Origin of the sequence: Streptomyces phaeofaciens, from assembly GCF_014648915.1 — a bacterium.
Classification (GTDB): domain Bacteria; phylum Actinomycetota; class Actinomycetes; order Streptomycetales; family Streptomycetaceae; genus Streptomyces; species Streptomyces phaeofaciens.
The window spans coordinates 197,133-220,700 of record NZ_BMSA01000010.1 but is presented as its reverse complement, the minus strand read 5'-3'; the positions used below and the strand labels follow the sequence as shown (position 1 = coordinate 220,700).

The 23,568-nt window shown below is 71.2% G+C and carries 24 protein-coding genes; 16 read left to right on the top strand and 8 right to left on the bottom strand.

Annotated elements, in window-relative coordinates; translation table 11 throughout:
* Positions 1 to 22: 22 nt before the first annotated feature.
* Both IE275_RS19060 and IE275_RS19055 read right to left on the bottom strand, forming a co-directional pair.
* On the bottom strand, positions 23 to 286 hold the full coding sequence (locus tag IE275_RS19060) for a hypothetical protein (RefSeq protein WP_189712514.1): 264 nt from the start codon (positions 284 to 286) through the stop codon (positions 23 to 25).
* 237 nt (positions 287 to 523) lie between these two features.
* Positions 524 to 1,135, bottom strand: a complete 612-nt coding sequence (locus IE275_RS19055) for a response regulator transcription factor (RefSeq protein WP_189712513.1) — start codon at positions 1,133 to 1,135, stop codon at positions 524 to 526.
* Between the two features lie 192 nt (positions 1,136 to 1,327).
* Here IE275_RS19055 and IE275_RS19050 point away from each other — a divergent pair, with 192 nt between their 5' ends.
* Both IE275_RS19050 and IE275_RS19045 read left to right on the top strand, forming a co-directional pair.
* Positions 1,328 to 2,014 carry a hypothetical protein gene (locus tag IE275_RS19050; protein WP_189712512.1) on the top strand — a complete coding sequence of 229 codons (687 nt, stop codon included), beginning with the start codon at positions 1,328 to 1,330 and terminating at the stop codon, positions 2,012 to 2,014.
* Positions 2,015 to 2,163: 149 nt separating this feature from the next.
* On the top strand, positions 2,164 to 2,781 hold the full coding sequence (locus IE275_RS19045; protein WP_229870357.1) for a sigma-70 family RNA polymerase sigma factor: 618 nt from the start codon (positions 2,164 to 2,166) through the stop codon (positions 2,779 to 2,781).
* A gap of 30 nt (positions 2,782 to 2,811) precedes the next feature.
* On the opposite strand, the gene IE275_RS19040 is transcribed toward IE275_RS19045, so the two are convergent.
* Positions 2,812 to 3,411, bottom strand: coding sequence for a CGNR zinc finger domain-containing protein (locus IE275_RS19040; RefSeq protein ID WP_189712511.1), 600 nt, complete (start codon positions 3,409 to 3,411; stop codon positions 2,812 to 2,814).
* A gap of 113 nt (positions 3,412 to 3,524) precedes the next feature.
* On the opposite strand from IE275_RS19040, the gene IE275_RS19035 reads away from it, so the two are divergent.
* On the top strand, positions 3,525 to 4,298 hold the full coding sequence (locus tag IE275_RS19035) for an MBL fold metallo-hydrolase (protein WP_229870355.1): 774 nt from the start codon (positions 3,525 to 3,527) through the stop codon (positions 4,296 to 4,298).
* Here IE275_RS19035 and IE275_RS19030 read toward each other — a convergent pair whose 3' ends face one another.
* Together IE275_RS19030 and IE275_RS19025 are read right to left on the bottom strand one after the other, a co-directional pair.
* Positions 4,299 to 5,117, bottom strand: coding sequence for an SAM-dependent methyltransferase (locus tag IE275_RS19030; RefSeq protein WP_189712509.1), 819 nt, complete (start codon positions 5,115 to 5,117; stop codon positions 4,299 to 4,301).
* Between the two features lie 56 nt (positions 5,118 to 5,173).
* Positions 5,174 to 5,467: an SHOCT domain-containing protein gene (locus tag IE275_RS19025; protein WP_189712508.1), complete on the bottom strand. Its 294-nt coding sequence runs from the start codon at positions 5,465 to 5,467 to the stop codon at positions 5,174 to 5,176.
* 211 nt (positions 5,468 to 5,678) lie between these two features.
* Between IE275_RS19025 and IE275_RS19020 the strand changes: the two genes are divergently transcribed.
* Positions 5,679 to 6,113: a DUF7144 family membrane protein gene (locus IE275_RS19020; protein WP_189712507.1), complete on the top strand. Its 435-nt coding sequence runs from the start codon at positions 5,679 to 5,681 to the stop codon at positions 6,111 to 6,113.
* A 321-nt stretch (positions 6,114 to 6,434) separates the two neighbouring features.
* Positions 6,435 to 6,806 carry a hypothetical protein gene (locus tag IE275_RS19015; protein ID WP_189712506.1) on the top strand — a complete coding sequence of 124 codons (372 nt, stop codon included), beginning with the start codon at positions 6,435 to 6,437 and terminating at the stop codon, positions 6,804 to 6,806.
* Positions 6,807 to 6,924: 118 nt separating this feature from the next.
* On the opposite strand, the gene IE275_RS19010 is transcribed toward IE275_RS19015, so the two are convergent.
* A complete protein-coding gene (locus IE275_RS19010) occupies positions 6,925 to 7,353 on the bottom strand; it encodes a DUF6325 family protein (protein ID WP_189712591.1) in 429 nt (142 codons plus the stop codon).
* Between the two features lie 423 nt (positions 7,354 to 7,776).
* Here IE275_RS19010 and IE275_RS19005 point away from each other — a divergent pair, with 423 nt between their 5' ends.
* Genes IE275_RS19005 through IE275_RS18990 form a run of 4 tightly spaced genes read left to right on the top strand, consistent with a single transcriptional unit; the run spans position 7,777 to position 13,252 of the window.
* Positions 7,777 to 8,958: a hypothetical protein gene (locus IE275_RS19005; protein WP_229870354.1), complete on the top strand. Its 1,182-nt coding sequence runs from the start codon at positions 7,777 to 7,779 to the stop codon at positions 8,956 to 8,958.
* On the top strand, positions 8,955 to 9,923 hold the full coding sequence (locus IE275_RS19000; protein WP_229870353.1) for a YhjD/YihY/BrkB family envelope integrity protein: 969 nt from the start codon (positions 8,955 to 8,957) through the stop codon (positions 9,921 to 9,923). Before IE275_RS19005 ends, IE275_RS19000 begins: the two co-directional genes overlap by 4 nt.
* Before the next feature lie 15 nt (positions 9,924 to 9,938).
* A complete protein-coding gene (locus IE275_RS18995) occupies positions 9,939 to 11,357 on the top strand; it encodes a DUF2252 domain-containing protein (RefSeq protein ID WP_189712505.1) in 1,419 nt (472 codons plus the stop codon).
* 11 nt (positions 11,358 to 11,368) lie between these two features.
* On the top strand, positions 11,369 to 13,252 hold the full coding sequence (locus tag IE275_RS18990; protein ID WP_189712504.1) for a glycoside hydrolase family 15 protein: 1,884 nt from the start codon (positions 11,369 to 11,371) through the stop codon (positions 13,250 to 13,252).
* Positions 13,253 to 13,275: 23 nt separating this feature from the next.
* Here the strand turns inward: IE275_RS18990 and IE275_RS18985 are convergent, their stop codons facing one another.
* Together IE275_RS18985 and IE275_RS18980 are read right to left on the bottom strand one after the other, a co-directional pair.
* The gene (locus tag IE275_RS18985; RefSeq protein WP_189712503.1) at positions 13,276 to 14,547 is read right to left on the bottom strand and encodes a chloride channel protein; all 1,272 of its coding nucleotides are present in this window, start codon (positions 14,545 to 14,547) and stop codon (positions 13,276 to 13,278) included.
* Between the two features lie 340 nt (positions 14,548 to 14,887).
* The gene (locus IE275_RS18980; protein WP_189712502.1) at positions 14,888 to 15,520 is read right to left on the bottom strand and encodes a hypothetical protein; all 633 of its coding nucleotides are present in this window, start codon (positions 15,518 to 15,520) and stop codon (positions 14,888 to 14,890) included.
* 360 nt (positions 15,521 to 15,880) lie between these two features.
* Between IE275_RS18980 and hemL the strand changes: the two genes are divergently transcribed.
* The 7 genes from hemL to ccsB all read left to right on the top strand — a co-directional run bounded on the left by hemL (position 15,881) and on the right by ccsB (position 23,562).
* Positions 15,881 to 17,200: a glutamate-1-semialdehyde 2,1-aminomutase gene (gene hemL / locus IE275_RS18975; RefSeq protein WP_189712501.1), complete on the top strand. Its 1,320-nt coding sequence runs from the start codon at positions 15,881 to 15,883 to the stop codon at positions 17,198 to 17,200.
* On the top strand, positions 17,197 to 17,883 hold the full coding sequence (locus IE275_RS18970; protein WP_189712500.1) for a histidine phosphatase family protein: 687 nt from the start codon (positions 17,197 to 17,199) through the stop codon (positions 17,881 to 17,883). The genes hemL and IE275_RS18970 overlap by 4 nt, the downstream gene beginning before the upstream one ends.
* 120 nt (positions 17,884 to 18,003) lie before the next feature.
* A complete protein-coding gene (locus IE275_RS18965; protein WP_189712499.1) occupies positions 18,004 to 19,290 on the top strand; it encodes a polysaccharide deacetylase family protein in 1,287 nt (428 codons plus the stop codon).
* Positions 19,291 to 19,356: 66 nt separating this feature from the next.
* Positions 19,357 to 19,983 (top strand): TlpA family protein disulfide reductase, encoded by a 627-nt coding sequence (locus tag IE275_RS18960; protein WP_189712498.1) that lies wholly within the window; start codon positions 19,357 to 19,359, stop codon positions 19,981 to 19,983.
* A 1-nt stretch (position 19,984) separates the two neighbouring features.
* Positions 19,985 to 20,758, top strand: coding sequence for a cytochrome c biogenesis CcdA family protein (locus IE275_RS18955; protein ID WP_189712497.1), 774 nt, complete (start codon positions 19,985 to 19,987; stop codon positions 20,756 to 20,758).
* A 3-nt stretch (positions 20,759 to 20,761) separates the two neighbouring features.
* A complete protein-coding gene (gene resB, locus IE275_RS18950) occupies positions 20,762 to 22,483 on the top strand; it encodes a cytochrome c biogenesis protein ResB (RefSeq protein WP_189712496.1) in 1,722 nt (573 codons plus the stop codon).
* Entirely contained in the window at positions 22,480 to 23,562 is a 1,083-nt protein-coding gene (gene ccsB, locus IE275_RS18945; RefSeq protein ID WP_189712495.1) for a c-type cytochrome biogenesis protein CcsB, read from the top strand. Before resB ends, ccsB begins: the two co-directional genes overlap by 4 nt.
* The last annotated feature ends 6 nt before the right edge of the window (positions 23,563 to 23,568 follow it).

Below are 23,568 nucleotides of genomic sequence, written 5' to 3'. Positions count from 1 at the left end.
GTCGGTCGGGTGTGTCCTGTGCCTACGGCTCGAGGTTCCTCTTCTGCGTCACGGGCTCGGTGCCCTGTGCCCCCTTGATGTTGAACTCGTCCGTGTACGTGTTTCCGTCTTCGCAGGTCACGGTCGCCGTGGCGTCTCTTCCGGCCTTGGGGATCTTCTTGAAGACGATGGTGTACTTGTTGGAACCCTTGAGGTCGACGGCCTTCGTCTCCTTGGAGGTCTCGATCGACACCTCATCGGCGTCCGAGCCGCCTTCGCAGGCCGCGACCTTGCCCGTGACCGTCACCTGGGGAGGCGGGGGAGGCGCAGCTCCTGCTTGAGTGGCCACCGCCAGCGACGCTCCGCCCGTCAGAGGCAGAACTGCTGCGACGGTAAGAATTGCGAGACGCTTACGCATAATTTCTCCCAGCTGATTCCCATGCTGCGTCAGTGGTTCTGTTCCAAGATCCGGCTTCCGCCCTGTATTGGCAAGGGACACAAATGCCCACGGGTGCCGGGGTAGGACTGCCCACCGCAGATGCTGTCAGCGCTGGTCAGTGAGGCCGTTCTCGACCGCGATGCGGGTGAGATCGGGGCGCCGACGGGACCCCGTTTTCTCGCCGATCCGGTCCAGATGCGACTGGACCGTGTGTTTGCTGATACCCAAATTCGCCGCAATTTCGTGGTCCGTTGAACCATTGGCGAGGAGAATCAGAATTTCCTGTTCCCGGTCCGTGAAATGCGGGGAGCGGCTGAGCAGATCGCTGGTCGGCCCGGACACATAGCTGCGGCCCGAGCCCACCGTCCGGATCGCCCTCAGCATCTCGTCCGGCTCCGCTCGTCGGCTCAGGAATCCGCTGGCGCCCGCCTGGATCACCTGCACGGCGTCGATCCGCGGCGACGACGACACGACCAGCACGGCGTGCCCTCGCCTGCACAGCTTCGTCACGGCCGCGACGAGCCTCGGCGCGGACTCCTGGAGATCCATCAGGACGACGTGCGCCCCGCGCAGGCTGCCGTCCGCGCTCTCCACGGATGGCGCGTTCGCGACGAGGTGCAGGTCGGGGGTGGTGCCGATCAGCTCCGAGACGCCGTGCCGGAAGAGGGGACAGTCTCCGACGACCGCGATCCGTACCTGCTCGGAGTACCCGCTCATCGGTCTCTCCGCTCTGGATGGACATGCCCTCCCCAGTCTTGGCGACATCGGCGGAGCGGGCGCGCCGGGCTGACCCGTCCGAGCTGGGAATGAACTGTGTCCTGCGCCACATTCTGTGATCTGAGTATGGCCTTGGGGTGAATTCCGTACTCAGACATGACGACCCACGACCGGATGCCAGGATGGGGCGCCATGACCGCAGGGTGGGGTGTGCGCACGGTACGGGCCGCGTTGTTCGCGGCCGTCTGTGTGCTGCTCGCCGCCCTGGGCCATGTGCTGATGTCCGGCGTTCATGTGCCCGGCTGGACCCTGGCCGTCGGCGCGGCCGTGACCGGGGGTGTGGGCTGGTGTGTGGCCGGCCGTGAGCGCGGGCCGGCGGTGGTCGTGTCGGTGGTCGTCGCCGCGCAGACGGCCCTGCACGCCGGGTTCTCGTTCGCCGGCCCGGCGGCCGAGGGTGCGGCCGCCACCCCCGTGGGGCATGCCGGCGGGCTCGCGCACATGGGGCACATGCACGGCCCGTCCAAGGGCATGAGGGTCCAGGACATGGGCCCGATGGACTCTCTGGACGCGGGCCAGACGGATTCCGTGGGCCACCTCCTGTCCGGGGGTACGTCGTCGTTCGGCATGCTCGCCGCCCACCTGCTGGCCGCGCTGCTGTGCGGACTGTGGCTGGCCCACGGCGAGAAGGCGGCGTTCCGGATCCTGCGGGCGGTGGCCGGCCGGCTGGCGGCGCCGCTACGTCTGCTGCTCGCCCTGCCCGCCACCCCGGAACGTCCACGCGTCCGCGCGCGCCGGCGCGGCGCTGACCGGCCGCCGCTCCTTCTCCTCGTCCACGCGATCACTTCCCGGGGCCCGCCCGTGGGGACCGCTGTCGCCTGACGACAGCCGGTGACACCGGGGCCGTACGTGCGCGCAGTCGCCGTAGGGCCCGATCCCCACACCACCGGACCGCTCGCGCCCGCGTACCCGCACGACGGAGCGTGCGCGCCTGCCCGGTCCGGATCGCGGATGACCGAGAAGGACACCAAGTGATCACTTCTGCCGTTCCGGCCTGCCCTGATGAGTCGATAACCGCCTGGGCGCTCGCCGCCCGCGCCGGCGACCCGGCCGCCGTCGAGCGCTTCGTGCAGGCCCTCCACCGTGACGTGCTGCGGTACGTCGCCCATCTCTGCGCCGATCCCCAGGCTGTGGACGACCTGGCGCAGGACACGTTCCTGCGGGCGCTCGGCAGCCTGCACCGGTTCGAGGGCCGCTCCTCGGCCCGCTCCTGGCTGCTGTCCATCGCCCGCCGAGCGGTCGTCGACAGTTACCGGTACGCCTCCACCCGGCCCCGTATCTCCGACACCCCCGACTGGCAGCTGGCGGTCGAGTCCGCCCAGCCGCGCGGCCTTCCCGGATTCGACGACGGCGTCGTCCTGCTCGACCTGCTGGCCGCGCTCCCCGACGAGCGCCGCGAGGCGTTCGTCCTCACCCAGCTGGCCGGGGTGCCGTACGCGGAGGCGGCGGTGGCCGGGGACTGCCCCATCGGCACCGTCCGCTCCCGCGTGGCACGAGCCCGCGCGACCCTGCTGGACCTCTTGGCGGAGGCGGAAGCGGAAGCGGAGGAGGCGGCGAACGTAGGGGAGGGGGTCCTGGCCGTCTGCTGACCGGAGGTGCCGGGGCGGGTGGGGGCGGCCTCAGGCCGTCCCGGGGCGGCCCCGGCGGGCGTACGCCCGCGCCGCACGCGCCCGGTCGCCGCAGCGCGTCGAGCACCAGTGGCGGCGGCCGTGGCGCAGGAGGTAGCGGTTGCACGGGGCGGACGGGCAGGCCGTGAGCCGGTCCGCGTCCGCCCCCGTGAGGAGGTCCGCCGCGTCGCCGGCCAGCGCGGCCAGGGCGTGGTCGAGGATCTGGTTCACGGGGTGGGCGGCGACGCGGTGGAGGCCTCGGGTGGGGTCCCAGTGCAGCAGGGCCGCGGCCGGGGCCTTCGTCATGGCCCGGTTGACGGCGTCCAGGGCGTCGCCTGGTGCGGGCTGCCCCGCGACCCGGGCCGCGAGCAGCGCCCGGATCTGCTCCCGCAGCGAGCGCAGCTGTGACGCGCACGTCTCCTGGATGCCGGCGTCGGCCGGTGCGAGCCCGTGCCGGAAGAGCCACCGGTTCGCGGCGGCCGGTGTGCCGAGGAGGTCCGCGAACTGGCCTCCGGTCAGTGCGACCGCGCTGTTGGCGAGGTCGAGGGCGGGGTACTGCTCGGCGCCGGGCGCGGGCGGCACGGCGAGGTCGTCGGTGGCGGTCTCCTCCATGAGTCTCATGGTACGGCTTGCGGTCATCCGTGAGACACGTCTACTGTCTCCCCTGTGACTTCCTCACGGATGGAAGTGGATTCATCCGTGAGAAATGCCGAACCGAGTGAGAGGTGTCCGCCGTGCAGCAGACCGACGTCCCCCCGATCCCGGCCCGCCTCCTCGGCGGCCCCACCGTCCTCCTGGAGTACGGCGGACTGCGCCTGCTCACCGACCCCACCTTCGACGAGCCCGGCGTCTACCCGCTCACCGAGGACTTCGCCCTGGTCAAGACGGCACCCCCGCGGGCCCCCGCCGCCGACCTGGGGCCCCTGGACGCCGTACTCCTCTCGCACGACCAGCACCCCGACAACCTCGACCACTCGGGGCGGGCGCTGCTCGCGTCGGTGCCGGTCACGTTCACGACGCCGGCCGGCGCGGGGCGGGTCGACGGGGACGCGCGGGGGCTCGCCGAGTGGGAGTCGGCCACGCTGGCCCGGCCGGGCGGCGGTACGGTCACCGTCACCGCGGTCCCGGCGATCCACGGTCCCGACGGGCTCGGGCAGCAGGTCATGGGGGACGTCACCGGTTTCGTCCTGACCGCCGACGACCTGCCCTCCGTCTACATCAGCGGCGACAACGCCTCGCTGGACGCCGTACGCCGGATCGCCGAACGCTTCGGGCCCGTCGACACGGCCGTCCTGTTCATCGGCGCCGTCCGCGCGGCCCAGGTCGGCGGTGAACTGATCACCCTCGACAGCGCGTCGGCCGTCGAGGCCACCCGGATCCTCGGCGCCCGCCGGGTCGTCGCCGCGCACATGGACAGCTGGGAGCACTTCCGCGAGGGCCGCGACGACGTCGTCGAGGCCTTCGCCGCGGCCGGCCTGGCCCACCTCCTGGAAGCCTAGTCAGCCCTTCCGGGCCACCCCGCCGTAGATGCCGATCGGCGGTGCGCCCGGGGCCGGGGGCTCGTCGGGGCGCCAGTCCGGGACCAGGACCAGGCCCGGGTCGAGGAGGGTGAAGTCGCCGAAGAGGTCCAGGACCCGGGCGTGGGGGCGGGGGTTCATGCTCGCGGTGGCGTTCTTGTAGACGGCCGCCGCCTCCGCGCGCCCGTCCGCGTGCAGGTCGCCCGTCGCGTGGGACAGCACGAGGAACGAGCCGGCCGGCAGCGCGTCGCGCAGGGTGGCGACGATGCCCTCCGGGTCCTCCGCGTCGGTGATGAAGTGCAGGATCGCCACGAGCAGCAGCGCCACCGGCTCGTCGAAGTCGATGACCTCGCGCACGCCGGGGTGGTCGAGGACGGCCCGGGGGTCCCGCAGATCGGCCAGCACGACGGAGGTGTCGGCCTCGTCGTTCATCAGGGCCCTGGAGTGGGCGCCGACGATCGGGTCGTTGTCGACGTAGGCGACACGCGTCCCGGGGGCGACGGCGTGCGCGATCTGGTGGACGTTGGGTTCGGTGGGCAGGCCCGTGCCGATGTCGAGGATCTGCCGCACTCCGCCCTCGGCGACGACGTGCCGCACGGCACGGTGCAGGAAGCGGCGGTTGGCGCGGACGCCGTCCCGTACCTCGGGGGCCGCCTCGATGAACTTCTCGGCGGCTTCCTGGTCGACGGGGTAGTTGTCCTTCCCGCCGAGGAAGTAGTCGTACATCCGCGCCGGATGGGGTTTGCTCGTGTCGATCCGTAACGACGGGGACGACGGGTCGTCGCTGAGGGGAGGCGTCATGCGCCAACCCTACTGATCGACTGTCAGAACATCATCAAGTCCGTTCGGGCTCCGTCTCAGCCGAGGAGCCGGCGCTTCTGCTCCTCGAACTCGGCGTCGGTGAGCACGCCCTGCTCCTTCAGCTCACCGAGCTGCTTGAGCTGGTCGAGCCGGTGGGACATGTCGTCCCCGGCCGGAGCCGCCGCGGGCTGTGGCGGCTGCTGCACCTGTTGGACCTGCTGGGGTTCCTGGGAGGGGGCCTCCTGGGCCGCCCAGCGTCCCGCCTGGCGGCGTGACACACGGTTGGAGACGGCGGTCGCCGTACCCGCGACGACCGCGGTGCGGGCGACCCCGCGAAGCAGACCTGGCATGACGATCCCCTCTCGCACGGATACTCCCATTGGACCATCGGCGGGACGCCCCGGCATGTCAGGCGACCGGCGGCCCGTGACCCCTGTTCCGGCGGCCGGTGCGCGCGCCGATCCGCCGATCTGCCGACCCCCTGCACGCGTGGCACGCTGGAGGCGTCTGGATCGCCGACCGCTGTTCCGCGGCGATGAAGCCCAGTCGAAGGAGCCCGAAATGACCACGCAGAGTACGGGAATGCGCGGTGCCGGCGGCAGGGGAACGGCCGTGTCCGGCTGGACGGTCTTCGCCGCGATCATGATGATGTTCGGCGGCGTCATGGCGATATTCGAGGGCATCGCGGCCATCGCCGAGGACGACGTCTTCGTCTCGACCCGCAATTTCACCTTCCAGTGGAGTCTCACCGGCTGGGGCTGGCTGCACCTGGTGCTCGGCATCGTGGTGGCACTGGCGGGCCTCGCCCTGTTCAGCGGTGCGACCTGGGCCCGGGTGGTCGGTATCGGGCTGGCCGGGCTGTCCATGATCGCCAACTTCGCGTGGCTGCCCTGGTACCCGTTCTGGGCGATCATGCTGATCGTCATCGACGGCTTCGTCATCTGGGCCCTGTGTGTCGGCCCCAGCCGGGACGCGAGAGGCGCGCGGGCCGCGTGACCACGACGACGGACGGCCGTCGTCACGACCACCGGCCGTGACGACGGCCGTCCGCGTGAGGCCGCCCTGCTGGTCCGCCCTGCTGGTCCGCCCTGCCGGTCCGCCCTGCCGGTCCGCCCTGCTGGTCCGCCCGGCCACCGGGTGGGCCCGGCTCGGGCCGCCGGCGTCCACCGGCAGGTCACCCCCGCCGGCGACCCGTGGATTCAGCCGACTGGGCCTGCCCGGATGCCGGAGGGCGAAGATCGCGGCAGCCTGGGCCCAGGAGGCGGCACTCTCCCGCCGGCCTCCGCTGACCTCCCGCACAGACGAGGACTCGACGCCATGATCTGTCGTAGCCGCACCGGCCGGCGGGCCGGAGCCGTCGTTCTCCTGCTCGCCGCGGCGGGCTGTACGGAGCACGCCGCCATGGGCACGATCGAGTACACGACCCCGGCCAAGCGCGAGGTCAAGATCCAGAGCCCGTCGGACGAGGGGTGTCACCGGCTGCCCGGCGGCGCCTACCACGTGACCAACTACACGGTCGACGACATCCGGCTGTACGCCAACGAGGAGTGTGTCCTGACCGAGGACGGCAAGGACCAGAGCGGCCGGATCGGCGGCGAGAGCTTCTACCTCGGGACGCAGACGTCCGTCGAGTACACGCCCGGTCAGTCCCCGTGGCTGAGCTACAGCGTGGTGGGCGGCGGCGGCTGAACCGCCCCCGCCCACCACGCACGCCACCGGGCCGACCACCACTACCGGCGGCGGCCCGGGAGGCCGCCGCCGGTCAGGTCACCGCCGGTCAGGTCGCCGCCGTTCAGGCCACCTCCGCTCAGGACGCCGACTCCGCCTCCACCGCTTCCAGCGAGGCGAGCACGGCCTGGACCGGAAGCCGTCCGGAGGCCACCAGTTGCGCGCCGCCGCGCCGCAGGGCGGTGGCGAAGGGCGCGGCCCACAGGTTCTCGTAGACCAGCAGCCCGGCGGAGTTGCCGGGCTCGACGGCCGCGGCGGCCTCCTCCAGGTCGTCCCGGCCCATCAGCCCGGACCGCGCGCCCTCGAAGACGGCGAGGTCGAGATTGCCGTCACCGGTGAGGTCGGCGATCTCCAGAGCCGTCACCGAGCCGTCCTCGTCCTTCTTGATGAACGTCATGTCCAGGATGCGGATGATGCCCCGGTCCACCAGATCGATCAGCAACGGCAAGCCCTCGCCGGTCATACGGTTGCCGGGGAACTCCACCACCACGTAGTCGATGGGCCCCATCTCCTCGATGGGCCCCAGGTCGTCGGTTCGCTCGCTCACGGCAGTCCCCTCGTGCGCTCGTGGGTCCCCCGCCTGCCATTGCAGCACCGGGCGTCGGTCGTCGCACCCGGTGGGGCGTTCACTCCGTCGGCTCCCCCCGCCTCGCCGGGCGGGCCCCGCCGGGATCTCCTCGAAGACATGACAGATGGCGACGCCTCCCGACCCGAACCGGAGCGTGCACCCGAGGGGTCCTCGGACGACCGACGGTCATCCGCCGGGTCCTCGGACGACCGACGGTCATCCGCCGGGTCCTCGGACGACCGACGGTCATCCGCCGGGTCCTCGGACGACCCGCGGCTGTCGCAGCGGGAACGCAGCGAGCTGGAGGAACTCCGGCACCGGGTCGGTGCCCTGGAGACCGCGAAACACGAGCCGAGGCACCGGATGCGTTCGCTGGGCTCGGCCCTGCTGATCATCCTGGCGTCCGTGCTGGCGCTGCTCTCCGTGGTCGCCGTCTGGACGAACAGCATCGTCCGGGACACCGACCGCTATGTGGCGACCGTGGCGCCGCTGGCCTCCGACCCGGACATCCAGCAGGCGATCACCACCCGGGTCACGAACGCCGTGGTCCAGCGGATCGACGTGGACGGCCTGGTCAAGGAGCTGAGCGACGCGGCGGCGGAGAAGGGCGTGCCGCCCCGGGCCGCGGGTCTCATCGACAATCTCACCGGCCCCATCACCAGCGGTCTGAAGGAGCTCGTCAGCTCCACCGTGTCGCGGGTGGTCACCAGCCCCGCCTTCGAGACGGCGTGGACCAACGCCAACCGCCGGGCCCACGCCGCCGTCGACAAGGCCCTGACCGGCCAGGCCGGCGGCACGGTGTCCCTGAAGAACAATCAGGTCGCCATCGACATCGGCCCCGTCGTGGAGCAGGTGAAGGAGCGGCTGGTCGACTCCGGGTTCGCGGCGGCCGCCCGGATCCCGGAGGTCAAGACCGACTTCGTCGTGGTCGAGGGCGACAGCGTCGGCAAGATCAAGTCGTATCTGCGGGTGCTGGAGATCCTGGGCACCTGGCTGCCCGTCATCACCGTACTGATCGCCGCCGCGGGCGTGTTCCTGGCCACCCACCGGCGGCGCGCCCTGATCGGGGCCGCCATCGGGGTGCTGGTCGCCATGATCGTGCTGGGCGTGGTCCTCACCGTCTTCCGCGCGGTCTACCTCGACCATCTGCCGGCGGGCGCGAACGAGGACGCCGCCGGATCGATCTACGACGCCCTGGTGCGCTTCCTGCGCTCCGGCATCCGGGCCGTCGGCGCCCTCGCCCTGGTCACCGCCCTCGGCGCGTTCTTCGTCGGCCCCTCCCGGCCCGCCGTCTTCACCCGCCACTTCCTCGGCACGGGCATCGGCGCCGGACGGGACGTGGCCACGTCGGCGGGGATGCGGCTGGGCGCGGTGGGCCGGTTCACGCACCGCTACAAGCGGTGGATCGGGGTGGTCATCCTGCTGGTGGCCGCGATCGTCCTGTTCACCTGGAACTACCCGACCATGGCCGTCGTGATCTGGACGGCGGTGATCGTGCTGATCGCCTTCGCCATCCGTGAGTTCCTGGATCCCGGACCGGCGTGACCCGGGGCGCCGGGGCCGGACCGGACGGCCCGGCCCCGCCCTCCCGCCGGGAGCGGCGCCGCGCCTCCCGGCGCGGCCGGTGGCGGGTCCGCGGCGCGGCGGCCGTGTCCCGGCTGACCGGGCTGCGCGCCCGCGCCGAGGCCAGGGTCCCGCTGATCACCCACCTCATGTCGCATCTGATCTCGGTGAACTTCCTCGACTCCGCGACCCGGCTGGCCGCCCAGACCTTCCTCACGGCCGTGCCGTTGCTCTTCGTGGTGGCCTCCCTCGCCCCGCAGGAGCTGCGCCAGCGGTTCGCCGACTCCCTGCGCGAGGTCTTCGGGCTGTCCGGCAGCGCGAACGACCAGCTGCGCCAGGTCTTCCTGGGCGACGCCTCCGGCGAACTGCTCCAGACCACCGGTGTGGTCAGCGGGCTGCTGGTGCTCATCTCGGCGACCGCGTGCAGCCGCGCCATGCAGCGGCTCTGCGAACGCGCCTGGAGCATGCCGAAGGCCGGCGCGCGGGTGGCCGCCTGGCGCTGGCTCGCCTGGCTCGCGGCCTGGCTGGTCATGATCGGTCTCCAGGGCGTCCTGCGCAGCGGCTTCGGCCTCGGCCTGTGGCTGGGCGTGCCGCTGCTGATGGCCGCCGAGGTCGGCCTGTGGTGGTGGACCCAGCATCTGCTGCTGACCGGGCGGGTGCCGTGGGCGCCGCTGCTGCCGGGCGCGCTGCTGACGGGTGTGGCGCTGGGCGTCCTCACCTCCACCGCGTCGCTGTACGTGCCCCGGGCGCTCAACCACAGCCTGGCCACGTACGGCTCGCTGGGCGCGGTTTTCACCCTGCTGTCCTGGCTCATCACGCTCTGCGTGGTCATCGCCCTGGCCGTCACCGCCGGGGCGGTCATCGCCCGCGAGCCGTGGCTGGCACGGCACCTGGGCACACCCGAGTCGCCGGGGCGGACGGCCGGGGATACGTTGGAAGACGGATAGGCGGGAGCGTCTGCGATGACTGACAACCACCCCACCGGTCACGACCTGCGGCATCGCACCCCGAGGGAGCGCGCCGACATCGGCCGGGCCGCCCGGTCCGCCGTACCACGGTCCACACATGCGGAGTTCACCCCGCCGCCCGAACGCACCGACCCGGTGGACATCATCGAGGACCAGTCCGCGAGACGGGTCGCCGAACTCGTACCGATCCGCTACAGCAGGATGAGCGAGTCGCCGTTCCGCTTCTACCGCGGGGCCGCCGCCATCATGGCCGCGGACCTCGCCGAGACCCCGCGCACCGGCCTGCGGGCCCAACTCTGCGGCGACGCGCACATGTTGAACTTCCGGCTGCTGGCCTCCCCGGAACGCCGGCTGATGTTCGACATCAACGACTTCGACGAGACCCTGCCGGGCCCCTGGGAATGGGACGTCAAGCGGCTGTCGGCGAGCCTGGCCATCGCGGGCCGGGCGAACGGCTTCGGCGCCAAGGAGCGCGCGGCGGTGGTGCGCGCGACCGTGCGGTCGTACCGCGAACAGATGCGGACCTATGCGGGGATGGGCAACCTCGAGGTCTGGTACTCGCGCTTCGAGGCGGACGAGCTGGCGCAGGAGTTCGCCCCCGAGGTCGGCGGCAAGAACCTTCAGATGTGGGACCGGGCGCGGGCGCGTGCCCAGTCGAGGGACACGCTCCAGGTGTTCGAAAAGCTCACGCACGTCGTCGACGGGCACCGGCGGATCGCCCCCGACCCGCCGCTGCTGGTCCCGCTGGAGGATCTGCTGCCGAGGGCCGAACGGGACGTCCTGGAGAAGGAGATCAGCCGGCTCGTCGAGCGCTACGGCCAGTCCCTCCCGTCCGACCGCCGGTTCCTGCTGGAGAGCTTCCGGCTCGCCGACATCGCCCGCAAGGTCGTCGGTGTCGGCAGTGTCGGCACCCGCTGCTGGATCGTGCTGCTGCTCGGCAAGGACGACGAGGACCCGCTGTTCCTCCAGGCCAAGGAGGCCGACGAGTCGGTGCTCGCGCCCTACGCAGGGGCCACCCGGTTCCGCACCCAGGGCGAGCGGGTCGTCGCCGGGCAGCGGCTGATGCAGGCCACCAGCGACATCTTCCTCGGCTGGGAGCGCACCACCGGTATCGACGGCCGCCGCCGGGACTTCTACGTCCGCCAGTTGCGCGACTGGAAGGGCATCGTGGTGGCCGAGAACCTGTCGCCGAAGCGGATGAGTCTGTTCGGGCGGCTGTGCGGCGCCACCCTGGCCCGTGCCCACGCACGGTCCGGCGACCGGATCGCGATCGCCGCCTATCTGGGCAACGGTGACGCCTTCGACCGCGCCCTGGCCACCTTCGCCGAGCTGTACGCGGACCAGAACGAGAAGGACCACCAAGCCCTGCTCGACGCGATCGCGGCGGGACGGGTACCCGCCGAATCGGCCTGAGGGAGACCTCCGTGGAACGCTATCCGCCCATCGCCGACCATGGACTGATCGGGGATCTCCAGACCGCCGCCCTGGTGACCTCCGAGGGCGTGATCAACTGGTTCGCCGCACCGCGCTTCGACTCGCCCAGCGTCTTCGCGTCCCTGCTCGACCACGACGGCGGCGGCCATTTCCTGTTCGCGCCCACCACCCCGGACGTGACGCGCCGCCAGATCTACTACCCGGACAGCGCGGTCGTCGTGACCCGCTTCCTGTCCCCCGACGGGGTGGGCGAGGTCCTCGACCACATGCCGTTGATCCGCTCGCGGACCCCGTCCGACCGGCACACGGTGGCGCGTCTCGTACGGACCGTGCGCGGCACCGTCCGGTTCGACCTGGAGTGCCGCCCGCGCTTCGACTACGGCCGGGCCGGCCACGACCTCGACGCGACCGGCCCCACCGCCGTCGTCTTCCGGGCGCCCGGGACGACCGCCCATCTCCAGGCCACGTTCCCGCTGGAGCGGGACGGGCGGGACGTCCGGGGCTCGGTCACGCTGGGCGCGGGCGAGTCGGCCGCCGCCGTGTTCACGGTGTGCGCCGCGGACGCGGGAGAGGCGGGCGCGGCGGCACCGCGGCAGCCGACCGTCGACACGGTCACCGAGGAGATGTGGAGCGACGTCGACTTCTGGCAGCGCTGGGTGCGCACCTCCCGGTACCGCGGCCGCTGGCCGGACATGGTGAACCGCTCGGCCATCACCCTCAAGCTGCTCACCTACGCCCCGAGCGGCGCCCCGGTCGCCGCCGCCACGATGGGGCTGCCCGAGCAGGTCGGCGGGGAGCGCAACTGGGACTACCGCTACACCTGGGTGCGGGACGGGTCGCTGTCCGTGCGGGCCCTGCTCGACCTGGGCTTCGTCGAGGAGGCGGGCCAGTTCGTGCACTGGCTGGGGGAGCGGCTGCGGGACCGGGACGGATCGGGCGGGGAGCCGCTCCAGATCATGTACCGGGTGGACGGGGACCCGTATCTGACGGAGGAGATCCTCGACCATTTCGAGGGCTACCGGGGCTCCCGCCCGGTACGGGCCGGCAACGCCGCCGCCGACCAGCTCCAGCTCGACATCTACGGCGAGGTCTTCTACGCCATGTCCGAGGGCATCGACGAGATCGGCCAGCAGGTCGGCTATCACGGCTGGAAGGGCCTCTCCCGGCTGATGGACTGGCTCACCGACCACTGGGACCGCCCGGACGAGGGCATCTGGGAGACCCGGGGCGGCCGCAAGGACTTCACCTACAGCCGGGTGATGTGCTGGGCGGCCCTGGACAACTGCCTGAAGATGGCGGAGCGGTTCAGACGGCCCGCCGACACGGAACGCTGGACCCGGGCCCGCGACATGATCCTCGAGGACGTCATGGAGCGCGGCTGGAGCCAGAAGGAACAGGCGCTGGTCCAGCACTACGGCGGCGACGTCCTGGACGCCTCGCTCCTGCTCGCCCCCCGGGTGGGCTTCATCGCCCCGCGCAGCCCCGGCTGGCTCTCCACCCTCGACGCGATCGACCAGCGGCTGGTCTCCGACAGCCTGGTCTACCGCTACGACCCGGCCGCGTCCCCCGACGGACTGCGCGGCTCCGAGGGCACGTTCAGCCTGTGCACCTTCCTGTACGTCGACGCCCTCGCCCGCGCCGGCCGTCTTCCGCAGGCCCGCTACACGTTCGAGAAGATGCACACCTACGCCAACCATGTCGGCCTGTTCGCCGAGGAGATCGGCCCGAGCGGCGAACAACTGGGCAACTTTCCGCAGGCGTTCACCCATCTGTCGCTCATCATGGCGGCGACGACACTGGACGAGGCCCTGGACCGACTGGCGACGGACCGCTGGCCGGGGACCGTACCGCCCCGGGTGCCGAAGACCTGGTGACCCGACGGCGACCCGACGGTGGGTCAGCCGGCCGCTGGCGGCGCCGGAATGCGCGGCCCCTGCGGCAGCAGCTGGGTCACGACGAAGGACACCACGGCCGCCAGGACCACCAGCGCCACCGTCTCCACGTTGCCCAGCAGCAGGACGACCAGGACCACGCCGCTGACCGGCAGCCGCAGGGCCGCCGTCACCGCCGCCGCCATCCCGGCCGCCATCGCCGGGACCAGGCCGAAGCCGGGCAGCGGCGCGAGCAGGACACCGGCCGCGCCGCCCAGGAACAGCGAGGGGAAGACGGGGCCGCCCCGCAGGCTGCCCAGACTGAGCGCGTACGCCAGGGACTTGAACACCAGCACCGCGACGAGCGCGCCGATCGACCAGGCGTGCGGGTCCCGGGCCAGCTCGCCCAGGGTGCCCTCCCCGGAGAGGGCTGCCTCGGCCGGCGACCGGCCGGTGGAGACGGAGTAGAGCGCGGTGCAGCCCGCCACCCCGAGCGCGCAGAGCGTGGTGTTCCGTACGGTCCGGGACGTCACGAACCCGGCCGTGAACCGCCCGCCGACGAAGATCCAGTGGACCAGGAACGCCACGGCGGGCGCCGTCACCAGCACCCACAGCACGTCCCCCACGTCGAGCGGCGGCGGCTTGGGCAGCCCGATGTCCAGGCTTCCGGTCTCCAGCCCGGTCCAGTGCACGAACCCGGTGAAGACGAGGTCCCCGACGCCGCTGGACAGCAGCGCGGGCAGCATCACCGCGAACAGCTGCGGCCCGCCCACCCCGGCCACCTCCATCAGCAGCACCGCGCCCACCACCGGGTTGCCGAACAGCGCCGAGATGGCCGCGGCGGAGCCGGCCGCCGCCAGCAGCCCGGTGCTCGCCGGGGTCTGCGGTGCCCGGACCAGGCTCCCGAGGAGCAGGGCCAGCCCGCCGCCGAGGGCGATCAGCGGCGCCTCCGGGCCGAGCACGGCACCGAGCGGCAGTCCGACCAGGGCGGCCACGAGGACCCCGGGCAGTGCCTCTTTCGTGATGCCGCCCGAGTGCAGACCGGCCGCCGCGATGTGGCCGCCCCGTCCGGGCAGCCGCGCGACCACCAGTCCGACGACGGCTCCGGCGACCAGCAGCAGGGGAAAACCCCACCACCAGGGGGCCCGGTCCCAGCCGAGGTCCTTCGGCCAGTCGGTCCAGATCAGCTGCTCCAGCTGATGGATCGCCACGAGGAACCAGAACGCGACGAGGGAGACGGGGATCCCGATCAGCCCGCAGAACACCAGCGCCCTGCGGTACTCGGGCCGGCGCAGCATCTCCCGCAGCAGATCGGCCTCCGGCGGCTGCCCGCCCGGCGCGCCCCCGGCGTCGGCCCGCGGCGGCTTCCCTTCCGGCGTACCCCCGGCGTCGGCCTGTGGCGTCGTCCCGGCGATGGGGTCCTCCCGATGTCGGCGCCCTGGAAAAGGGCATATCCCCCCGAATCGGCCCTCGTACGGGGACGAGGCTATCCGCCCCACGCCCCGGCACGGGCCGCCACGCCGTCGCCGCCGCCGGGCGGCCGGATCCCCCCGCGGCGCACATGGAGCCGGATCCCCCCGCGGCGCACATGAAGAAGGCGGGACCCGAGAGTCCCGCCCGAAGAGTGCGCAGTCCGGCTCATGGCCAGACGAGGCAGTACGGCTGGTGCCCGGCCTCGTGCAGCCGGTGGCTGAAGTCCTGCCACTCGTGCAGCAGCTGGTACACGTTGAACGCGTCCCGCGGTCCGCCCCGGTCCGGCACCGTCGACCAGATGAACGCCGCCGCGCCCACCGCCTCCTCGCCTATGTCGCGCAGGGGGTCGACGACCGTCATGGGGAGCTTCACGACCGCGTAGTCGGGGTGCAGGACGACCAGCTCCAGCGGGGGCACCTTGTGCAGGGGGACCCCTTCGATGCCGGTCAGCACCATCGCGGCCATCGTCTCCGGCTTGATCTTGGTGAACATGCCGTTCATGCCCAGCTCGTCGCCGCCGAGCTCCTCCGGGCGCATCGAGATCGGGACGCGGGCCGCGGTCGCGCCGTCCGGCGCGCCGAAGTACTTGTACGTCACCCCCACCCGACCACCGTTCCTGCTCCCGGCCCGGAGCTCCTCGACCGTACGGTCGAGCCGCTCGGACTCACTCGGTACACCATGTGACTGCGTCTGACGTGCTTCGTCGGCTTCCTCCGCGTCGCGCCGGTGCCTTCCCCGATGGGCCCGTCGAGGACCCAGGTCGTCGGTCCCCTCGCCCAGTCCGCCACCGCGATGCATATCTCCACCCGACTGCTTTTCTAGGCCGCGAGGCCCCGGCCGCGCAACCCGATCATCGTGTCAGTGACCTCCCCCACGGCCGCCCGCCGAAACGTGCGGTGAAACACCTGTCCGCAGGATCTTCGCAGCACCTGGCCACATAGTCGCTGTGAGCTGCGTCTATCCGTCACAGTTTCGCAGATGGCGGACGACGGCGACCGGTAGTCCGGTCAGGAGGAAGATCGGCGCGCAGGCCGGCCGGGCGCGTCCGGCCGTGGCCGCGGAGATCGGCCGCGGCATCACCAGCCCCCTGGCCTACCCTGGGAGGTCACTGGCAACCCGAGTCCATCAAGTCGGAGAAGGTCGGAGAAGTCGCAGGTCATGAGCGAACTGCCCTATTCATACGATGCGCCCGTCTCGCAGGCACTGTTCGACCGGGCGGCAGCCGTCACGCCGGGTGGGGTGAACTCCCCGGTCCGCGCCTTCCGTGCGGTGGGCGGCACGCCCCGGTTCATGGTGTCCGGCAGCGGCCCCTACCTCACCGACGCCGACGGCCGGGAGTACGTCGACCTCGTCTGCTCCTGGGGTCCGATGATCCTCGGGCACGCGCACCCCGAGGTGATCGCGGCCGTGCAGGACGCCGTCGTCCGCGGCACCTCATTCGGCACGCCCGGTGAGGGCGAGGTCGCGCTCGCCGAGGAGATGGTCGGCCGGATCGAGCCCCTGGAGCAGGTGCGGCTCGTCTCCAGCGGCACCGAGGCCACCATGTCCGCCATCCGGCTGGCCCGCGGCTTCACCCGCCGCGCCAAGGTGATCAAGTTCGCCGGGTGCTACCACGGGCACGTCGACTCGCTGCTCGCCGCGGCCGGCTCCGGTGTCGCGACGTTCGCGCTGCCCGACACCCCGGGCGTGACCGGTGCCCAGGCGGGCGACACCATCGTCCTGCCGTACAACGATCTGGAGGCCGTCCAGGAGGCCTTCCACCGGCACCCGGGCGAGATCGCCTGTGTGATCACCGAGGCGTCGCCGGGCAACATGGGTGTCGTGCCGCCGCTGCCCGGGTTCAACCAGGGCCTGAAGGACGCGTGCGCGGCCAACGGCGCGCTGTTCGTCTCCGACGAGGTCATGACCGGCTTCCGTACCAGCCGCGCCGGCTGGTACGGCGTCGACGGCGTCCGCCCCGACCTGATGACCTTCGGCAAGGTGATGGGCGGCGGCTTCCCGGCGGCGGCGTTCGGCGGCCGGGCCGACGTGATGGCGCACCTCGCACCCGCCGGGCCCGTCTACCAGGCCGGCACCCTCTCCGGGAACCCGATCGCCACGGCGGCCGGTCTCGCCCAGCTCCGGCTGCTCGACGACGCGGCCTACACCAAGGTCAACGCGGTCTCCGAGCGGATCCAGGCGCTGGTCTCCGAGGCGCTGACCAAGGAGAGCGTGACGCACACGCTGCAGAGCGCCTCCAACATGTTCTCCGTCTTCTTCACGGACCGCCCGGTCCGCAACTACGAGGACGCGAAGGCGCAGGAGTCGTTCCGCTTCACCGCCTTCTTCCACTCGCTGCTGGCGAACGGCGTCTATCTGCCGCCGTCGTCCTTCGAGTCCTGGTTCGTTTCCACGGCCCACGACGACCGGGCCATCCAGCGGATCGCCGACGCCCTCCCGGCGGCGGCCCGAGCGGCTGCGGAGGCCACTGCGGCATGACCACCACCGACAAGGACCTCACCGTCGTCCACCTGATGCGGCACGGCGAAGTGGCCAACCCGGACGGCGTCCTGTACGGCCGTCTGGCCGGCTACCACCTCTCCGAGCTGGGCCGGCAGATGGCCGACCGGGTCGCCGATCACCTCTCCTCCCGCGATGTGACGTACGTCGTCGCCTCCCCGCTGGAGCGGGCGCAGGAGACGGCGACCCCGATCGCCAAGGCGCACGGCCTGGACCTCGCCACCGACGAGCGGCTCATCGAGGCCGACAACGTCTTCCAGGGGAAGACCTTCGGTGTCGGGGACGGGGCGCTGAAGAAGCCCGACAACTGGAAGCACCTCGTCAACCCCTTCAAGCCGTCCTGGGGCGAGCCGTACGTCGACCAGGTCGTCCGGATGAAGGGCGCGCTGGACGCGGCCAAGGACGCGGCGCGCGGGCACGAGGCGGTGCTGGTCAGCCATCAGCTGCCGATCTGGATCGTGCGGTCGTACGTCGAGCGGCGCCGGCTCTGGCACGACCCGCGCAAGCGGCAGTGCACGCTCGCCTCGCTGACGACGTTCACGTACCAGGGCGACCGGATCGTTTCCGTCGGCTATTCCGAGCCCGCCATCGACCTCGTCCCGGCCCATCTGCGGGCCGGTGCCAAGCCGGTGAAGGGCAAGGACAAGGCGTTTGGGGCGTAAGCCCTTTCCCGTTGCTTCTGCGTACAACTGTTACGAAACCCGGAAGTGCCGGGGGAACCTCCTCGTTCGTCATGTCCTCTGAATGGGTGACCACCAGAGGACCTGACGAACGAGGACGCCATGCGCACGATCACCCGAAGGGGAGCACTCGGACTCGGCGCCGGAGCCGCGGCCGCCGCCGGACTCACGGCCTGCGGCAGCCTCACGAGTTCGGACGGCGCCGGTCCCGCCGGCGGTTCCGGGGGCCCGGGGAAGAAGAGCCCCTCCGCCAAACCCACGGCCACCGCCCGTCCGATCGGTGACGGCTCCACCTCGTTCACCGGCAAGCAGCCCCACCAGCCCGCGAAGCCGGAGCCGCTGGAGCCCGGCCAGGAGCCGCCCCAGTTCGTCGTCTTCTCCTGGGACGGGGCCGGCGAGGTCGGCAACGGTCTCTTCCCCCGCTTCCTCGACCTCGCCAAGGAGCACGGCGCGTCGATGACCTTCTTCCTCTCCGGGCTGTATCTGCTGCCCGAGTCGAAGAAGCGGCTCTACGACCCGCCGAACAACCCGCGCGGCGCCTCCGACATCGGCTACCTCACCGACGAGCACGTCAGGATGACGCTGGACGGCGTCCGCCGGGCCTGGCTCGAGGGGCACGAGATAGGCACCCACTTCAACGGCCACTTCTGCGGCGGCTCCGGCTCGGTCGGCAACTGGACGTCCGCGCAGTGGCGCAGCGAGATCGACCAGGCGAAGTCCTTCGTGAAGGAGTGGCGGACCAACACCGGCTGGACCGACGAGCCGGCGCTCCCCTTCGACTACGACAAGGAACTCGTCGGCGGCCGGACGCCCTGCCTCCTCGGCCAGGACAACCTGCTCCCCACCGCCCGCGCCCTCGGCTGGCGCTACGACGCCTCCTCGCCCGGCGGACGCCAGGTGTGGCCCTCGGCGAAGGACGGCATATGGGACCTGCCGCTCCAGCAGATACCGTTCCCCGGCCGCGGCTTCGAGGTCCTGTCGATGGACTACAACATGCTCGCCAACCAGTCCGTCAACTCCACGAACGCCCCCAGCCACAACTACCCGGGCTGGCGGCAGCAGTCGGCCCAGGCGTACATACAGGGATTCAAGCGGGCATACGAGACGAACCGCGCCCCCTTCTTCGTCGGCAACCACTTCGAGCAGTGGAACGGCGGCATCTACATGGACGCCGTCGAGGAGGCCTTCAAGCACATGGCCCGGGAGAAGGAGAAGGGCGGCGACGTACGCCTCGTCTCCTTCCGTCAGTTCGCCGACTGGATGGACGTACAGAAGCCGGAAGTCCTCGCCAGGCTCCGCACCCTGGAAGTGGGCCAACAGCCCGTCGGGGGCTGGAAGGAGTTCATGAAGGACACCGCCACCCCCACGGGGTCGGAAACCGCCGCCTGAAATGCGGGTTTCCACCCGCAAGGGGGGTGCGCAAGATCCTCAGAACGGGCATGCGAAACTTTTCACATGAGTGCCGCCAGCCGCGCCCCCCAGGTCTCGACCCACTGGACCCGCTCGCGTCGTACCGCCCTGACGGGAGCCGGTGCCGCAGCAGTGGTGCTGCTCTCCGCATGCACCTCCGGAGGTACCTCCGGCGGAGGCGGTGACACCAACTTCGTCATGGGCAAGGACGGCATCTCCACCGTCGCGAAGGGAAAGCGCGACGCGGCCCCCGACCTGTCCGGAGAGACCGTCGAGGGCAAGCAGCTCGACGTCGCCGGCTACCGGGGCAAGGTCGTCGTCCTCAACGTGTGGGGCTCCTGGTGCGCCCCCTGCCGGGCCGAGGCCCCGTCCTTCGAGAAGGTCTACCAGGACCTGAAGACGCAGGGCGTGCAGTTCGTGGGCATCAACACCCGCGACACCAGCGTGCTCAACGCCGCCGCCTTCGAGAAGCAGCAGGGGGTCACGTACCCCAGCCTGTACGACCCGACGGGCAAGCTGATGCTCCGCTTCAAGAAGGGCACCCTCAACCCGCAGACGGTCCCCTCCACCGTCGTCTTCGACCGCGACGGGAAGATCGCCGCGCGCTCGCTGTCCCCGCTCAGCGAGGAGAAGCTGCGCAAGATGATCACCCCGGTCCTCGCGGAGAAGTGACGTGAGCGCCGTCACCACCCTCGCCGCGGCGACCGACCCCAACCAGACCGTGATGAGCGGCGCCCTGCTGGTCGCCCTGCCCATCGCGCTGCTCGGCGGACTCGTCTCCTTCTTCTCCCCGTGCGTGCTGCCGCTCGTCCCCGGTTACCTCTCCTACGTAACCGGCGTGACCGGCTCGGACCTCGCCGAGGCCAAGCGGGGGCGGATGGTCGCGGGCGCCTCCCTCTTCGTGCTCGGCTTCACCGCGGTGTTCGTCTCCAGCGGGGCCCTGTTCGGGTACTTCGGCGACAACCTCCAGGAACACAAGGACACCCTGTCCAAGGTGCTGGGCGTGCTCATGATCGCCATGGGCGTCTTCTACATGGGCCTGATGCCCTGGATGACCCAGCGGGAGTTCCGCTTCCACCGGCGGCCCGTCACCGGACTGATCGGCGCCCCCTTCCTCGGCGCGCTGTTCGGCATCGGCTGGACACCCTGCATCGGCCCCACCCTGACCTCCGTGATCGCGCTCTCCTACAACGAGGCGAGCGCCGGCCGCGGTGCCATACTGACCGTCGCCTACTGCCTCGGCCTCGGCGTGCCCTTCGTGCTCGCCGCGGTCGCGTTCCGCAAGGCGCTCGGCGCCTTCGGGTGGGTCAAGCGCCACTACGTCTGGGTCATGCGGATCGGCGGCACGATGATGATCGTGACCGGTCTGCTGCTGCTGACCGGTGCGTGGGACCGAATCGTGCAGGACATGCAGTCCTGGTCCGCCGGCTTCACCGTGGGGATCTGATCCATGAGCAAGACCACACCCGACGCGCCCGCCGAGAGCGGCGCGCCCGACGACCAGGACCTCGGTGCCGCCGGCTCCCAGCTGTCCACCGCCCCCACCGACACGCTCGCGAGCGTGCCCGGACTGGGCGTGATCGGCTGGGCCCGCTGGTTCTGGCGCCAGCTCACCTCGATGCGGGTCGCCCTGCTGCTGCTCCTGCTGCTGGCGCTCGGCGCGATCCCCGGCTCGCTGATCCCGCAGTCCGGGAGCGACGAGACGAAGGTCGCCGAGTTCCGCGCGGCGCACGAGACGCTCGCGCAGCTCTACGACCGGCTCGGGCTCTTCCACGTCTACAGCTCGGTGTGGTTCTCCGCGATCTACATCCTGCTGTTCGTCTCCCTCATCGGCTGCATCGTGCCCCGCACCTGGCAGTTCGTCGGCCAGCTGCGCGGCCGCCCGCCGGGCGCCCCCAAGCGGCTGACCCGGCTGCCCGCGTACACGACGTGGCGCACCGACGCCGAGCCGGAGCAGGTCCGCGAGGCCGCGCTCGCCCTGCTGAAGAAGCGCCGCTTCCGCGCCCACCTCGCCGGTGACGCCGTCGCCGCCGAGAAGGGCTACCTCCGCGAGATCGGCAACCTGGCCTTCCACATCGCCCTGATCGTGATGCTGGTCGCCTTCGCCTGGGGCCAGCTCTTCAAGACGGAGGGCAACAAGCTGGTCGTCGAGGGCGACGGCTTCTCCAACACCCTCACGCAGTACGACGACTTCAAGTCCGGCACCCTGTTCAGCACCGACGACCTGACGCCGTTCAGCTTCTCCCTCAAGGACTTCACCGGCACGTACGAGACGAGCGGCCCGAACAAGGGCACCCCGCGCACCTACCAGGCCGCGCTCACCTACAGCGTCGGCGCGTACGGCAAGGGCAAGAAGAAGTCCGTCGTCAAGGTCAACCACCCGCTGGAGATCGGCGAGTCGAAGGTCTACCTGACCGCCCACGGTTACGCCCCCGTGGTGACCGTCCGGGACGGCAAGGGCGACATCGTCTACAGCGACGCCGTACCGCTGCTGCCGCTGGACTCCAACGTCACCTCCTCCGGCGTGGTGAAGGTCCTCGACGGTTACCGCAACGCCAAGGGCGTCGGCGAGCAGCTCGCGTTCCAGGCGTTCTTCCTGCCGAGCTACGTCAAGGGCATGGAGACCGCCTCCACCTTCCCCGCCCTGCGCAACCCCGTCCTGAACCTCGCGCCCTACCACGGCGATCTCGGCGTCAATTCGGGCATTCCGCAGAGCGTGTACCAGCTCGACACGACGCACATGAAGGAGTTCAAGGACTCCAAGGGGCTCCAGCTGCGCTCGAACCTCAAGCCCGGCGACACCATGACCCTTCCGGACGGTGCCGGCTCGATCACCTACGAGGGCACCAAGGAGTGGGCGAACTTCCAGATCACCCAGCAGCCGGGCAGCGACTGGGCGCTCGTCGGCTCGTTCGGGGCGATCTTCGGTCTCGCCGCCTCCCTGTTCATCCAGCGCCGCCGGGTGTGGGTGCGTGCCACGCGCGGCGCCGACGGGGTGACGGTCGTGGAGATGGCCGGGCTCGGCCGCAGCGAGTCCGCCAAGGTGCCCGAGGAGCTCGGCGACCTCGCCGGGATCCTGTACGACCAGGCTCCCGGGGCATCCGGCCCCGAGAACGACTCCGCCACATCCCCCGACCCCCACGTCGTACCTGCCGAAGGGGCTGAGAAGTGACTCTCGCCGCCGCCACCAACGAGAACCTCGCCAGCATCAGCAACACGCTGATCTACTCCGCGATGGCCGTCTACACCCTGGCCTTCTTCGCGTACATCGCCGAATGGCTCTTCGGCAGCCGCAGCAAGGTCGGCCGTACCGCCGCCGCGCTCACCGCCGACGCGAGGGCGCGGGCCGCCGGCCCGGCCGTCACCGTGAAGAAGAACGGCGGGACCGCCGTCCTGGAGCGCCCGAAGGTCGTCGTGCGCGCCACGGCCGGCGCGCGGGACGTGCCCGACGGGCCGGGCGCCCACGGCGGCGACGAGCAGGGCGACATGTACGGCCGGATCGCCGTCTCGCTCACGGCGCTCGCGTTCCTGGTCGAGCTGGGCGGCGTGATCGCCCGCGCGGCCTCGGTGGAGCGGGCGCCCTGGGGCAACATGTACGAGTTCAACATCACCTTCTCCACGGTGGCCGTCGGCGTGTACCTCACGCTGCTGGCGCTGAAGAAGAACGTGCGCTGGCTCGGGCTGTTCCTGATCACCTCGGTCCTGCTCGACCTGGGCCTCGCGGTCACCGTTCTCTACACGGCGAGCGACCAGCTGGTCCCGGCGCTGCACTCGTACTGGCTGTACATCCACGTCTCCACCGCGATCCTGTGCGGCGCGGTGTTCTACGTCGGCGCGGTCACCACGATCCTGTACCTGTTCAAGGACTCCTACGAGAACAAGCTCGCGACCGGCGGCAAGCCCGGCGCGTTCGCGAACTCGGTCATGGACCGGCTGCCCGCCTCGGCCTCCCTCGACAAGTTCGCCTACCGGGTCAACGCGGCGGTGTTCCCGCTGTGGACCTTCACGATCATCGCGGGCGCGATCTGGGCGGGCGACGCGTGGGGCCGCTACTGGGGCTGGGACCCCAAGGAGACCTGGGCGTTCATCACCTGGGTCGCCTACGCCTGCTACCTGCACGCCCGCGCCACGGCCGGCTGGAAGGGCCGCAAGGCCGCCTACCTGGCACTGATCGCCTTCGGCTGCTGGCTGTTCAACTACTACGGCGTCAACATCTTCGTCTCGGGCAAGCACTCGTACGCGGGCGTGTAGGTCCCG